7 protein-coding genes and 2 pseudogenes are annotated in these 14,313 nt (G+C 57.1%); 8 read left to right on the top strand and 1 reads right to left on the bottom strand.

Annotated elements, in window-relative coordinates:
* Positions 1-406: 406 nt before the first annotated feature.
* The 5 genes from NKI06_RS29890 to NKI06_RS29870 are packed head-to-tail and all read left to right on the top strand — an operon-like array spanning position 407 to position 6,215.
* Positions 407-1,840: a hypothetical protein gene (locus NKI06_RS29890; RefSeq protein ID WP_352812871.1), complete on the top strand. Its 1,434-nt coding sequence runs from the start codon at positions 407-409 to the stop codon at positions 1,838-1,840.
* Complete coding sequence (locus NKI06_RS29885; RefSeq protein WP_023687338.1) at positions 1,833-2,651, top strand: hypothetical protein; 819 nt, start codon at positions 1,833-1,835, stop codon at positions 2,649-2,651. Before NKI06_RS29890 ends, NKI06_RS29885 begins: the two co-directional genes overlap by 8 nt.
* Positions 2,651-3,964, top strand: a complete 1,314-nt coding sequence (locus tag NKI06_RS29880; protein WP_023672193.1) for a hypothetical protein — start codon at positions 2,651-2,653, stop codon at positions 3,962-3,964. The genes NKI06_RS29885 and NKI06_RS29880 overlap by 1 nt, the downstream gene beginning before the upstream one ends.
* Positions 3,961-5,001: an OmpA family protein gene (locus tag NKI06_RS29875; protein ID WP_031198374.1), complete on the top strand. Its 1,041-nt coding sequence runs from the start codon at positions 3,961-3,963 to the stop codon at positions 4,999-5,001. Before NKI06_RS29880 ends, NKI06_RS29875 begins: the two co-directional genes overlap by 4 nt.
* 59 nt (positions 5,002-5,060) lie before the next feature.
* Positions 5,061-6,215 (top strand): DUF4236 domain-containing protein, encoded by a 1,155-nt coding sequence (locus tag NKI06_RS29870; protein ID WP_352543326.1) that lies wholly within the window; start codon positions 5,061-5,063, stop codon positions 6,213-6,215.
* A 33-nt stretch (positions 6,216-6,248) separates the two neighbouring features.
* Here the strand turns inward: NKI06_RS29870 and NKI06_RS29865 are convergent, their stop codons facing one another.
* Positions 6,249-6,842, bottom strand: a complete 594-nt coding sequence (locus NKI06_RS29865) for a thermonuclease family protein (RefSeq protein ID WP_352812852.1) — start codon at positions 6,840-6,842, stop codon at positions 6,249-6,251.
* Positions 6,843-7,611: 769 nt separating this feature from the next.
* Between NKI06_RS29865 and NKI06_RS29860 the strand changes: the two genes are divergently transcribed.
* The 3 genes and pseudogenes from NKI06_RS29860 to NKI06_RS29850 form a co-directional block, all read left to right on the top strand.
* Positions 7,612-13,200, top strand: coding sequence for a DUF3320 domain-containing protein (locus tag NKI06_RS29860; protein WP_352987859.1), 5,589 nt, complete (start codon positions 7,612-7,614; stop codon positions 13,198-13,200).
* Positions 13,201-13,271: 71 nt separating this feature from the next.
* Positions 13,272-13,772 (top strand): annotated as a pseudogene (locus NKI06_RS29855) (metallophosphoesterase family protein); the annotation flags it as partial.
* Positions 13,717-14,313: pseudogene (locus tag NKI06_RS29850) on the top strand (IS256 family transposase); the annotation flags it as partial. The pseudogenes NKI06_RS29855 and NKI06_RS29850, both read left to right, overlap by 56 nt.

The following is a 14,313-nucleotide window of genomic DNA, read 5'->3' as shown; positions in this document are numbered from 1 at the left end:
TGGGCGGGGCACCCGAGGCGGCGGTCCCCTGGCCGCACAAAACAAACACCAAACCCATTCCGGGCTGGGTCGATAGTCCCGCCCTTTATTGGGGGGGGGGGGGGCGCGGGGGGGCCGCGCGCTTCTGCTACTGCGCGAACGCCTCTGGAGTCGATTTTTAGCAGCTCATTGGCGTGATCTTCAGTTCCTTCGCCACAAAGCCCGGCGGAGAAGAGTATGCTGCCTGGCCTATTCATTGGCCCAAGTCCGCTTGCCACGGCAGCTATCGTTGTCATTTTTACATCAGACGATCGTCTCGTGAGCAGTGGACCGCAAAGTTGCGAAGACGCAGTTGCCCTTTGCTTCTACTGTGCATAGAAGCCATTTGTGCGGGCAGAGGTACAAAAATGGGTGCGGTGCTGTGGGAATAAAATTCGAAAAGCTAAATAAACTGCGGGAGTCTCTACTAGAGGCAAATCACGATTTCCGCGCCAGCACCCAATTGTTCAATAGCTTGGATGTCGCGAAAATTGATCGCGAAATGGATCTTGAAGGTCGTGGAACGCAGCGAGGCGAGGCTAACCAGCCCCCGAAAACGGCCAAGAATTTCGACGATATAGAGCACACAGTTATCGAGAGGGTCGAGGACGAAAAGAAGGCCGCACATCACACACTCGAAGACAGCCTACAGCTACTCTCCGGCCGATTGGCTGGCCTCGACTTTGAAGAGCAGTTTGGTCTGATCCGTCAGGCGAACGCCGCCAGTGTTTCCGATTTCAAGGCCTCGATCGCGGTGGGCCTGGACGAACTTCACGGATTGCGCAAATCGCTCAACGATGCGGAGAAAGAACACGACTGGTTCAAACAGAAGCACGGGCTTGTCCGGGCTGTGAGGGTTCAACACGGAGCGGCCCATGTTTTCCGAGTGTCCCTGCTAATCTTCCTGTTCCTCATTGAAACGGCGATGAACGGAAATTTCCTCGCAAAGGGAAATGAACAGGGATTCTTTGGCGGGCTCCTCGAAGCCGCCGCTTTCTCGTTTTTGAACATCGGCGCCGCTCTGCTGTTCGCAATATTCTGTGCACGCCTGGTGACTCACAGATCGCTTTTTGTGAAGTTGATCGGCGCGCTGTCGATAGTGGCCTATATCGGCTTGGCATTGACCATAAACCTAGCGCTTGCGCATTACCGCGAGGTTAGCGGGTCCTTTGTGGACGGAGCCGGCGTCGAGGTCGTGCGCAGCATGCTCGCCAATCCGGCTGGCCTTGTGGACGTGAAATCCTGGCTTCTGTTCGGCATTGGTCTCATGTTTTCGATCTTTGCGTTTATCGACGGCTGGTTCGTTCTCGACCCATACCCGGGCTATGCGGGTGTCGAAAACAGATTGGTGGCTCGCCGGGAAGACTACATCGAGCGCAAGAGCGAGCTCATCGAGGCTCTGCAAGAGGTGCGCGATGAGCACAACGAGAAGGTGGAGGACATCGTCAAGCGGCTGGGGAGCAGACGCAGGGAGCATCGAGCGATCATCGACCATCGGTCGAGGCTGCTGACGCTCTTTGCGCAGCATCAAGACCAGCTGGAGCGAGCCTGCAACCAGCTTCTCTCAAAGTACAGGGAGGCCAATTTCCAGGCCCGCACAGAGCCAGCGCCAAAACATTTTGCCACACCCTACAAACTTGAGCGCATAAAACCCCTGATATCGTCCGACGATGAATGGAGCGAGAAGGACCTGGGCGCCTCAATTCGTGACGCGCAGGAAGAACTCAACGCTCAGGTGCGGCTCATCGGGCTGGAATGCGAGCGCGGGATCGAACAGTACCGAGATCTCGACAAGCTTCATCCGGATAGCGTGAATGGCTAGGCGGGGTCGCAGGAGAAAGAAAGGCAGTGGCGGCACAATTGTCGCAGCAGCCGGATTGGCCGTGCTGTCGGCTGTGATGCTGGCCGGTTTTGTTTGGATGTGGTCGAGATCCGGGAAGGACCAAATCGACATCAGCACGAATTGCCCACTGAACGGACCTGTGAGCCTGACAGCGGTCTTGATCGACGCCACCGACCCGATTTCGCCGATAACCATGGCGGATCTGAAGAATGAATTCCGCAAGACCATTGGGCGCGTCGAGCCTGGCGGCTATCTCAAGATATTGACGCTGGGCGCGAGGCCCGGCGACCTGACTGTGATGTTTGATGGATGCAATCCGGGCGACGGCTCGACGGTCGACAGCTGGACGAACAATCCGTCTCGGCGGCAGAAGAAATGGGAAGATGCGTTCGAGGACCCTTTGACGAACCTTCCCGACCAGATTCCCAATGGAGAATCCGCGAGCCAATCTCCGATCATGGCCGGAATTCAGAAAATCAAACTGTCGCTATTCGATAGCAGTTTGGCGAAAGAGAAGACCGCTAAGCGAATAATAGTCGCGTCAGATATGATCGAACATACGGCGCTGTACTCACAATATCGTTCGGGTCTCGATTATCAGAAGTACCTTGATAGCGCGGCTGACAGGACTTACGGGACATCGCTCGATGGCGTCGGGTTTACGATACTCTACGTCGATAGGGCGAAGAAGCCATTTGGCTCTTTCGAACATGCAGAGTTCTGGACCCGGTGGGTTCAAAGCCATCATGGTGATTTTGAGAAGCTGGTAGGGTTGGAGGGGTTAAACTAATGGCCAAGAAGCGAGGGGAGTCGTTCTTAGGACATCCGAGCCTGCCCCTTTTCGTCTTTGCGACGCTAACCCTGGGTGGCTGCGTGTTCATCGCAATAGCCAAGCTGTCGGGCGTAGACCCTATAATGGCGGCGAGCGCACCGGTGTGCCTGATGCTCATCTATCTTGCCGCGTCCGTCTTCACCGGCAAGCTACGGCTCCACGATGAGCAAACAGGCGACAATCTCTACTACATGGGTTTCCTGTTTACGTTGACGAGTCTCGGCGTATCGCTGTTTCAGTTTGGTTCCGAAGGATCCACCGACACAATCGTGAGGAACTTTGGTATCGCGGTGACGTCGACGATCACGGGCATTGCTTTGCGGATCTTTTACAATCAGATGCGCCGCGATCCTGCCGACATCGAACGGACGGTCAGGCACGAACTCGCGGATATGACGCGGCGTGTAAGAGCCGAGATGGAAAGTGTAACCAGGGAATTCGCTGACTTTCGCCGCGTAAGCAATCAGATGTTGGAGGAGGGTTTTGCCGAAATCGCCGTTCAAGCGGAGCGGAACGGAGAGCACATAAGATCGGCCCTGGATAAAATCGCGATGGAATCGATCAGACCAGTTCAAGAGGCCTCGGGAAAGCTCAGCAATGCTTTGAGCCACAATTTTGGGCAGATCGAAAGTCAGTTCTCGTCGATCGCACAGCGAGTCGAGGCGGCAGCCGATCTGCTCGACAAAGCCAACAGCTCAATGTCCTCCTCAGTTGGCAGACTGGGTGAACAGGCCGAAAGCGTAGCCACCAAGTTGGAGAAGGTTGTCGTCCCTGATGAGGTCCTTAAGAACGATCTGGCGCCGATGGTGAAACTTCTTGGCAGCGCGGTCGCTCAGTATGCTGTCAAAACAGAGACGGCTTCGCAGGAACAGCAAGCCCGCATGGCGGGCATCGTTGATGCTGTGGCTAAAGTGGCCGCAGGTGTGGAAAAGGCTGTGGCAGCCGCAGAGCAAACAGCGGAGAGCGTCCAAGCGCAACAACGCTTGACCCAGGCGCTTGCCGCAGTGGTGCAAAAGCAAAGCAAGGACACCGGAGACCTTGTCGCAACCTTGGCAGGAAGAACCCTTCACGCGCCGAGGCCTGTTCCCCCTCTCAACGCTCCTATCGCGATTGAACAGCCACTGGCAGATCTGGCCGCAAATGACACCGTCGAGAGCGCACCAATTCGGGTCGAGCCTGAGCCCCAACCAGACGCTTTCCAAACTCTGGGAAGCGAGCCTCCCGCCGAACGAACGGAACCGCCTAAGCGAACCAGTTGGTGGGGCAGGTGAGTGACGCTGGCGGGACTTCGGTCGCCTTCGAGCGCAAGGGTTTTGGCCGCGGTTTAATACTGGGCCTGACCATGGCCGAGACAATGCTGCTTTTGGTGTTCTGCCTGTTGCTAGCAGCCGGTGCTATCATCACGAAAAAGCAGAAAGAGACCGATGAGGCACTGCGAGCCACTCAATCAAACAAGGAAAACGTGCAGAGGCTCGAAGCCGAGAACAAGCGGCTTCTGGCTCAGATAAAAGCGGTGTTTCAGCCCACGAGGGGAGGAACCGTTCCCGACGAACAATGGCGCGAGCTGGTCCTGGCCAAGGATGCTGTTAAGTCGGTCAAGGAAGCAGGTATTTCTCTGGAGGAGGTCGTGCGAAATGCCCCTGTCGCGAAAGTCCTTGCGGACAACGACATAAGCATTGATCAGACCAAGGCCATGATAGATGCGGCGAAGGTCTTGAGAGAATTTGGTTACGCCGGCACCGACAAAGGGCTGCAGGATCTGGCTGATGTGCTCAAGGAGGCTGCAGAGCCGACGCAAGCAGCAAAACCTCACGATTGGCCGCCGATCATCAGTCTCAGCGAACTGGATGGCTATAATTTCGATACCGGAAGCGCAGAGCTTTCGAATGCCTTCAAAACAAAGTTGCGCGATCTTGCGAAGACCATCGCCGGGACTGCGACCTCGTACGGTGTCGACGTGATTGAGGTAATTGGACACACGGACGAACAGGCAATGGCGGGCGAATCCTCCAACATGGACAAGGGGCTCCAACCGGTCCTGTCAGGGAAAGTGGAAATCGGCTCACTCCATCCCGCCGACAATGCCGGTCTTGGGCTGGCCCGCGCGATTTCAGTTACAAGTGTGCTCAGTGACATGCCCGCATTAAAGGGGTTTACGATTTTGCCGATGTCTGGTGGTCAGCTCATCCTGCCCGGCGATCATCTCACCGACGGAGCGCAGATTGGCGATGTACGGGCTCGAAGGCGCATCGAGATTAGGGTGAGGCAGCGATCAAAATTGGCGCCGGTTGGTGGCGCCAAGCCATGAATGGGGACGAGAGACTGGCGCCTTAGTCGGTACGGCAGTTGAGTTGGGGAGATTGGGCTATGGGGTTTTACGTTCGAAAATCGATCAGTGCGGGACCATTCCGCTTTAACTTTTCGTCCGGTGGGGTTGGCGCTTCCGTTGGCGTGAAGGGCCTCCGCATCGGCACTGGGCCAAGAGGTCACTACATCCACGCCGGCGTGGGTGGGCTCTACTATCGTGGCACTTTAGGCAAGGCCAGCGCGAAGAAGGTAGTTCAGCTCTCCCAGACCCCATCTGCGCCGCAACCCCGTCCACAATCCTCGCGCCCGGAATACGTCTCTGACGGCGTCGTGATGAGAGAAATCGAGTCCCGCGATGTGGTGGAAATGCGTGACGAGACATTCGCCAATGTGCTCGATGAAATCAATGCCAGGCAATCGCAGACGCGGCTGTCCGTAGCACTCGCGGTTTTGTTCGGGCTTGCAGGTTTCCTTGTGGGGACCAAGCTCGGAGGTGCCGCACCGGTGCTGGGCATCGGTGCCTTTGTGCCGGGTATGCTCATTGGCAAATGGTTTGACAGTTACCGCCGGGTGAGCGTGCTCTATTACGATCTGGAAAAAGACGCGGAGGCCGCCTACGGGCGACTTGTCGGCGCGTTCGAAACTCTCACCGGCTGCGCAGGGAGATGGCATGTCGCTGCCGGCGGCAAGATAGAGGATCTGACTGCTTGGAAGCGAAATGCCGGGGCCAGCATGCTGGTCGACAAAAAGCCCACGACACTTACAAGCTCCTTGCCGAAGGTTGTACGCAGCAACGTTACTCCTCCTTCAATCCATGTGGGTCGGCAGGTGCTCTTCTTCATGCCTGACCTAGTGCTGGTGAAGGACGGAAACCGATACGGCGCAGTCGGATATGCCGATCTGCAGACCCAATTCGCCCCGAGTAATTTTATCGAGACCGGCAAAGTTCCATCTGATGCGGAGATCGTGAGCTACACCTGGGCTCACCCAAACAAAAACGGCGGGCCTGACAAGCGCTTCAAAGACAATCGGCAGATCCCTGTATGCCGCTACGAAGCGTTGCGGTTTTCTAGCCCGTCCGGACTTAACGAGCTGGTGGAATTTTCCAAGACAAACGTCAGCCAGCCCTTTTGCCAGGCTCTATCGGCACTCGCGCAATTGCATCGAAGCTCCGACCGCCAATTCATAACGCTAAATGCGCACACTAGGGAGTGATGGTTGGGGATGGGCTCAAAGCGTGAGCCCAGGTCAGCAAACGCCTTCGCACGGAATCCCGTCGCTATCTCGATCCAACTTGCTCCCCCATGAGCAGTTGGCGAGATACCAACGTGCTTCTTCGCAAGATGAAATCTGCGTGCACAAGCGGCGAGGTTGGCATGAGTAGCTCTGTGCTACTTGGCGACGGCTGACAAGCCCAAGGGGGCTTTTGGTTGGGCTCGCAGATTCGGCATGTTGTTCGCGCCAATCCCAAGGGTTGTCAAACGTCCCAATCCAGATTCCAACCTTTGCGGTTTCAGCATTAGTTTGCTGTTGCGCATAGGCGCCGTGGCTATAGCGGGGCCAGTCCAAGGCTTGGCCATGTTCGACCATCCAGGACGCGGCGCTGACACCGTCCGCGCGCCGACAATCACCGACGAAGCGACGGTACCGATCCCATGAAACAAATGTGCATTGGACAGGCTGCGAAGCCGCAAGGAAATTCGCCAATGCTTCGGCCGCCCGGCGCCCGCAGGGGTATTGATGTGCCCTAGCGTCATTGCAGTATTGGCGGCTTTCGGGTGCATCGATGCCGTTGAAGCGGACGCGCTGCCCGTGGATCTCTATCGTGTCTCCATCAATCACCGATGCTATGCCTACTATCGGCGCCCGTCTCGACCCGGCCGAGTTTGCTATATCGAGACCACGTAACTGGTCACCCGAGCCTGTAAAATAGTGGGTCGCGTAAGCGCCAAGGCCACCACGATCACCAGGATCAGAGGCAAGCGCACATCTGGAGAGAAACGTCTGCGGACGATTGGTTCAGCGCCGCGCCTTGGTCGCGCGCGGCGACGATGAGAATAGCGATTGTTATTCAATTTCCGATCCTTTGCGAAACGCAAGCTGCATGATTTGTAACGTGCCTCTGCACCATTCATAGGCGCCTTTTTCGCTGGCTCTGGTTTGCCTTGTAGTTCGGCGCTTTGAACACCATGGTGCCTTCGCAGATCAGCCCGAAGTCACGACTTTGTAGTTACCTTTTCCGTAAATACGACCATCTTTCCGCGCTGGAGCCTACAAGTTTTCTCGGAATGAAATTAGGAGGCCGATTCAAAAAGAAGTCGGCTTGTGCGCCAGTTGGTCGTGGCCGGCGAGGCGGATGCCAGAGCTGCCAACACCTCGTCCACACGTATGATGGCATTTTGTCTGAAAGGGAACCTCGAGATCAAGGTGGGGATGCGAAGTGTCCGGAACATTAAACAAACATCCGCAATTTTTCCCCCAAGCCGCAGTGCTCACAATACTAAACGATTGAAGTGTTGGTGGCAGCCATTCGAGGTTGAAAAACCAGCATTTTATGTTGCGGACAGCCCTTGTCTAGGCTCTATGTGTCCAGCCTATCAGGGGGGTGTGAGTGTCGGAAGTTGAAAAATCGGTCTTCCAAAGCGATCTGCCTTTAAAGGAAAAGCTCGAGCGAGCCAGGATGGAATTGCTCGACCTTTCTGCTCGCAACCGACTTTTGAATGTGCCACGGTTTTCAAAGAGCGCGAAGACGATCGATATTGTCGACGAGAGGTCGTCTGAGATCTATCGATTGCTGGTGAGCGAAGGAAAGGCTTTTACCTTCCTGGCCGGCAAGCCGGATCGGCCGAAGGCAGGCCAGGTTGAAAGCAGCCCTCCAGACGAGGAAATCGACTATTCCCCCGTTGCTCTTGCTCAGCCTGAGGACGAAGGATTCGACGACAGAGGGGTATCTGCGCGACATTCTGACACCAAGCTTCAGACGAGGATGACCCCAACGGGGCTGCAGCGCCGGCTCCTTGATCTCTACCACGATGCCCGCACACTTGAGGAAGAGCAGGGCGTCAATATCCTCTTTCTGGCCCTTGGCATGCTGAAGTGGATTGACCCGAGCAACAAAGAAAACATCCGTCAGGCTCCTCTCATTTTGGTCCCGGTACGGCTGGAGCGAGGGGCCGCTGGAGAAAAGTTTCGGCTGCGAGCTCGTACGGAAGATCTTACCGCAAACCTCTCCTTGGAACTCTATCTCGACCGCATTCACAAGCTCGCCCTGCCGCGTTTTGAAGTAGGAGACGACTTCGACGTCTCGGCCTATCTCGAAGCCGTTGCCGAAGCAGTGTCGACCAAAGAGGGTTGGCAGGTTCTTGCCGATGATATGGTGCTCGGCTTCTTCTCGTTCGCTAAGTTCTTGATGTACCGTGACCTGGATCCGGATCTCTGGCCGGATGGCGCAAAGATTATCGAACAACCGAAGATCCGCTCGCTTCTTTCAGATGGTTTCGAAACACGCGAACCGCTGATGTCGGACGACATTGCGATTGATCCGCATATCGCGCCTGCCGAAATGTTGCATATCGTCGACAGTGACAGTTCTCAGACGCTGGCGATCCATGATGCAAGAAAGGGTCGCGACCTCGTTATCCAAGGTCCTCCCGGGACAGGAAAATCGCAGACGATCGCAAACATTATCGGGTCGGCCGTTGCCGATGGAAAGACCGTGTTGTTCGTTGCGGAAAAAATGGCCGCACTTGAGGTCGTAAAGCGACGGCTTGACACTGCGGGGGTGGGGGACGCCTGCCTTGAGCTCCATAGCAACAAGGCAAACAAGCGCATGATGCTGGAGGAGTTGCGGCGCACCTGGCAACTCGGATCGCCTCGCGGACAGCTTGCTTCTTCCCTTACTGAACGCCTGCTGGAGGCTAGGGATAAACTCAATGCACATGCTACAAGGATGCATGTTCCATTTGGAACGTCCGAACTCACTCCATACCAGGTTCTTGGCCAGCTAACCCGACTAAGGCAGAACGGGCAAAAGACAGTTGATATTGAACTTGAGGATGCCACCGCTTGGACGAATGACGGTGTCTCGCAACGTCGCAAACTTCTCGATGACGTGTCTCAGCGGATCAACGAGATCGGCTTGCCGATCCACCACCCATGGCGGGGAGTTGGCCTGGATGTCGTTCTACCATCGACCATTGAGAGGCTCGTCCCACGCATTGCGTCGTCGCTGGATCAAGCAAAGGCTCTGCACGCCAAACTGGCCGATATTGCTGAGCGGATCGAGGCGAAGCCTCCGCAAATCCTCAGCGACAGCGGCGAGGTAGAAGATCGCGCTGAGCTTCTCGCGTCCGCACCTGGACTTCCTGCCGAGGCGCTAGTCTCGCCGGTTTGGGATGAGCGTCCAAAGGACATTGCATCGCTTCTCTGGACAGGAACAGATTTCAACCGCAAATCCGAGGAACTGTCAGAGCAGTTGGTGGCGACGGCTATCGACACGCCAATTGAAGGTCTCGAGACAGAGCTTGCTAAGCTTCCTTCAGACTTTCCGAAAGATGGTTTCGTTCGTGCGCGCCAGCTAACCGTGTTGCTCCCACGCTTAAGAGAAGAAGCTGAGCGGCTAAATCAAGAACTGGGGTCTACGGTTTTACCGGACACGCTTGCAGGACTCCTCAGGTTAGTGATGACCGGCGAGAGAGTTGCGGCAGCCCCCGATGCGAGCCCTGAGGCATTCGCAGCCACAGTTTGGGACTCCGGGCTGGAACAGGCTGGTGACCTTGCCGACAGCGTAGCAAAGCTAGAGACTGCTAGAGCCGAGCTTCAGGGCAAAGTTGTTGATGCCGCGTGGAGTACCAACGTGGCCGCGGCGCGGCAAGCGCTCGCCGAGCACACGGGAATATTGAAAGCATTGAATGGCGACTACCGTCGTGCCACTGCACTTGTGCGGACTATTTTGGTGGCCCCTAGCGCGCCTGCGGCGGAGATAGTGGGTCTCCTCGACATTCTAATGAAGGGCCAGGCGGCCGCAGCAAAAGTGCGCGAAGGCGACGCCTTTGGCGGTTCCGCCTTCGGAGCCGATTGGCGCGGTGAGAGATCGTCTTCGGCACCACTCCAGGCCTTAGTGGAGTGGATGCGCACGCTGAGGGGACTTGGCTCGGAACCGCGAATTATAGCCGGGCGGATGGCGGAGCGCTCTGAAGCGGGCGCGCGTGCGGTCCGAGTTCGTAAGGTGATCGACATCGGTCAGCCGATTATCGAGGGGTTTTGGAACGATTTAGGCCACCTTGCGTCATCCCTGCAAGGTGACGTGGCTTCCGCCGAGCGGGCCTCGCTGCAAATGATGGAAGCGAAGGCAAGCACTGTAGCTCAAGCCGATGACGCGTCACGACAGGTTCTGACTGACGTTCCAGATCTGATCAGTGAGCGGGTGGAGATACTACGCCGACTAGGCAGACTACAAGCGCTTGATCAAGAGATCGAGGACGGGGAAAGCCTTGGCAAGTTCGCATTCGGCTCGTCGTGGCTCGGTCGAGGATCCGATTGGGCCGCTCTCGCGCAAGCCGAACTTTGGCTGAGAGAAAATGGCTCAATCCGGCATTTGGCTGCGCGGTTGCCTGAAAGAAAAGAGATCGCAAACTTGGCGCGTTCAGCGCGTGAAGCGGCCCAAGCGGCAGCGCGGGAATTGAAGGCGCTTGCAGGGGATTTGAAAGCCGATGCTCCCTCCTTGTTTGGAGTAGACGATTTTCCAGACGTCGCGATAGTCGAGGTTGTTTCTCGACTGGAGGGGTGGCTTGATCATCAGGAACAGCTCTCAAAATGGGTTGCCTATGGAGAGCGATCCGAAACAGCCCGAAAGGCTGGACTGGGACAGTTGATAGACGGCCTGGCCGACGGCCAGATTACAACAGGATCGGCGCGATCAGTCTTCGATATGGCCTACTACGAACGAATGTTTCTAGCGATGGCGACCGATGAGCCGGAGCTGGCAAGGTTCGACGGGGAATTGCATTCCAGGGCTGTACGTGACTTCGCGGATCTGGACCGACAGAGGATCAAGGCCGGTGCCATCGAAGTTGTGACGGCTCATCACCGAAAAATTCCTTCAAGAGACGGCGGAGCTGGACCAGTCGGACTGCTTCGTTCTGAGATGGCGCGCAGACGGGGCCACATGCCTATCCGGCAGTTGATGCAGAAGGCAGGGCCTGCCATCCAGGCACTCAAGCCAGTGTTCATGATGAGCCCGCTTTCGGTGGCCCAATTCCTGTCGCCCGGCAGGATGTCCTTCGATCTTCTTGTGATGGACGAGGCGTCTCAGATACAGCCTGTGGACGCGCTCGGCTCGATCGCCAGGGCCAATCAGGTGGTCGTTGTTGGCGACGAACGCCAACTGCCACCCACGACATTCTTCGCCAAGGTGACAGGCTCGCAGTCTGAAGATGACGAGGGTGAGGGCGCGCAGGTCGCCGACATCGAAAGCATCCTCGGCCTGTTCACGGCCCGCGGCTTGCCGCAGCGTATGCTCCGCTGGCACTACCGTAGCCGTCACCAATCTCTGATCGCCGTATCGAACAGCCAGTTCTACGAGAACCGGCTTTTCATCGTGCCAAGCCCCTATACCCAAGAGGCAGGCATGGGGTTGCGGTTTCATCATGTGCCAGAGGGGGTCTTCGATTCCGGTGGCACAGGAACCAATCCGGTAGAGGCGAGAGCAGTAGCCGAAGCGATCATACGTCATGCGAAGGTGAACCCGCGAGAGACTCTAGGCGTTGCAACATTTTCGGTTAGCCAACGCCGCGCGATCCAGGATGAACTCGAAGGGCTGCGGCGACTAAATCCCGATACGGAGGAGTTCTTTCACGCGCACCCCAGCGAGCCATTCTTCGTCAAGAGCCTTGAAAATGTTCAAGGCGATGAGCGCGACGTGATCATGATCTCAGTGGGGTATGCCAAGAATGCGCAGGGGTACATGGCCATGCGTTTCGGCCCTCTTGGTGCGGAAGGCGGCGAGCGTCGGCTCAACGTCCTCATAAGCCGCGCCAAGCGCAGCTGCGAAGTATTCGCGTCCATCACAGACGAGGACATCGACCTGGAGCGTGGCAAAGGGAAAGGCATCTTCGCCTTCAAGCTCTTCTTGCACTACGCGAGAACAGGGCGAATTTCGCTTGCCCAGGCCACGGTTCGCGAAATGGATTCAATCTTTGAAGAGCAGGTAGCCAACGCGCTGATCGGAAAGGGTTACCAGGTTCATGCTCAGGTTGGCATTGCAGGCTTCTTCATCGATCTCGCGGTTGCTGATCCGGAGAGGCCAGGCCGCTATATTCTTGGCATCGAATGTGATGGCGCAGAATATCATTCATCGCGCTCGGCCCGAGATCGAGACCGGCTACGGCAGTCTGTTCTGGAAGACCATGGTTGGATAATCCATCGCATCTGGAACGCTGACTGGTTTCAGAGGCCACGCGAGCAGCTGGAGCGAACCATATTAGCGATTGAGGCTGCGAGAAAAGAGCTCGATGAGCGGGCCGAATTGGGGCTCCAGAGAAATCGTGCTGTAGCCGTGCAGGTTGTTACGGTCGACAGAGGCAACGTGACGGAAATCGGTCTCGAAAGCACAAAAGGATCCGAGATACCCAATCGAGCCTACGAAGAGGCCGAACTAAACCGACCGGGATCGTTCGAACTCCACGAGACGCCCAGCGGAATCATGGCCGGACTGGTCGAGCAGGTGGTGGCTATAGAAACACCAATCCATGTCGACGAAATAGTTTCGCGTATTCGGGGCGCGTGGGGTCTGCAGCGGGCCGGTGGCAGGATTCAGGATGCAATCGAGCGAGGGGTAGGCATAGCGCAGAGAGGTGGTGCAGTAGCCCGTCGAGGCAGCTTCTGCTTCAAGCCAGGTGCTCCTGTTCGTCTCAGGGATCGCAGCGGCGTCGTGTCCGCTGGATTGCGCAAGCCCGAAATGATTGCGCAGGACGAAGTCGCCCAAGGCGCCATGGAAGTCGTGAAATCCAACCTCGGTGCGACGGAGGAAGAAATCGCAATAACCGTTGCGAGAATGCTGGGCTTCAAAGCCACAAGTGCACAATTGCGGCAGTTGATTTCAGCTGGGGTCGCCGATTTGATTGCCAAGGGCTTGCTGCGGCCCCAAGACGGTTTGTTGGTGGCCGGCGAGTCCGCGAGCGAGGCATTAGCTGAAGTGTGACCGGGCATTGTAGAGCCCTCGTTGCAATCTCTGTTGAAGCTCGGAACACCTCTTTTGCTGGCGGAGGCCGAATGGCATTTCGATTCGTACACACGGCCGATATTCATCTCGACTCGCCGCTGCGTTCGCTCGCGATGCGTAATCCCGATCTTGCCGGGCTCGTGGGCGACGCCAGCCGCCAGGCATACGTTTCGATAGTGGATCTCTGCCTAGAGGAACGCGTGGATGCGTTGGTAATAGCCGGCGACCTATACGATGGTGATCAAACCTCGATGAAGACGGCGCGGTTCCTGGCAGCGCAGATGACACGCCTGCACCAGGCCGGCATCAGGGTTTTCAAGATCCGCGGCAATCATGACGCCCTGTCGCGGATTTCCAAACAGCTGGTGTTTCCTCACACCGTGACCATTTTTGGCGGTCGTGCTCAGTCGGTATTGCAGACAGCCGGCGGTGTGGACGTCGTTTTCCATGGTTTGAGCTTTGCGAACGCTAAGGCGCCGGACAGCCTGCTGCCCAAATATCCGGCTGGACGAGAGCCTGAAGGCGTTTGCCGAACGACCGCTTCAGGAGCCATTCCCCTACCTCATTCTCGATGCCCGCTACGAGAAAGTGCGCGAAGCCGGCATCGTGATGAGCCAGGCGGTGCTGATCGCGGTCGGCATCGACTGGGACGGGCGCCGGCAGATCCTGGCCGTGGAGATGGCCAATCGCGAGAGCCGCTCGGCCTGGAAGGACTTCCTCGTCGGCTTGAAACGACGCGGTCTCAAGGGCGTCGAACTGGCCGTGTCCGACGACCATGCCGGCCTGGTCGCGGCCATCGGCGAGGTGATCCCGGAAGCAGCATGGCAGCGCTGCTACGTCCACTTCCTCAGGAACGCGCTCGATCACCTGCCCAGGAAGCACGGCGACGATTGTCTGCAGGAACTGCGCTGGCTCTACGACCGGCGCGATCTTTACGAGGCCAAGGCCGATCTCGCCGCGTGGCTGTCCAAATGGTCCGCCCGCTACCCGCGGCTGGCCACCTGGGCGGAAGAAGCCATAGAACAGACGCTGACTTTCTTCCGGCTGCCGCGTCAGCATCACAAGCACCTCAAGTCCACCAACATGCTTGAA

It is taken from the genome of Mesorhizobium sp. M0772, assembly GCF_040320135.1.
Taxonomy (GTDB): Bacteria; Pseudomonadota; Alphaproteobacteria; order Rhizobiales; family Rhizobiaceae; genus Mesorhizobium.
Note: the sequence above shows the minus strand (reverse complement) of the source record. Positions and strands in the feature narration are given on the sequence as shown.

Excerpts from the sequence above, each read along its gene's own strand:
- NKI06_RS29885 (WP_023687338.1), top strand. The coding sequence starts at position 1,833 with ATGGCTAGGCGGGGTCGCAGGAGAAAGAAAGGCAGTGGCGGCACAATT.
- NKI06_RS29880 (WP_023672193.1), top strand. The coding sequence starts at position 2,651 with ATGGCCAAGAAGCGAGGGGAGTCGTTCTTAGGACATCCGAGCCTGCCC.
- NKI06_RS29870 (WP_352543326.1), top strand. The coding sequence starts at position 5,061 with ATGGGGTTTTACGTTCGAAAATCGATCAGTGCGGGACCATTCCGCTTT.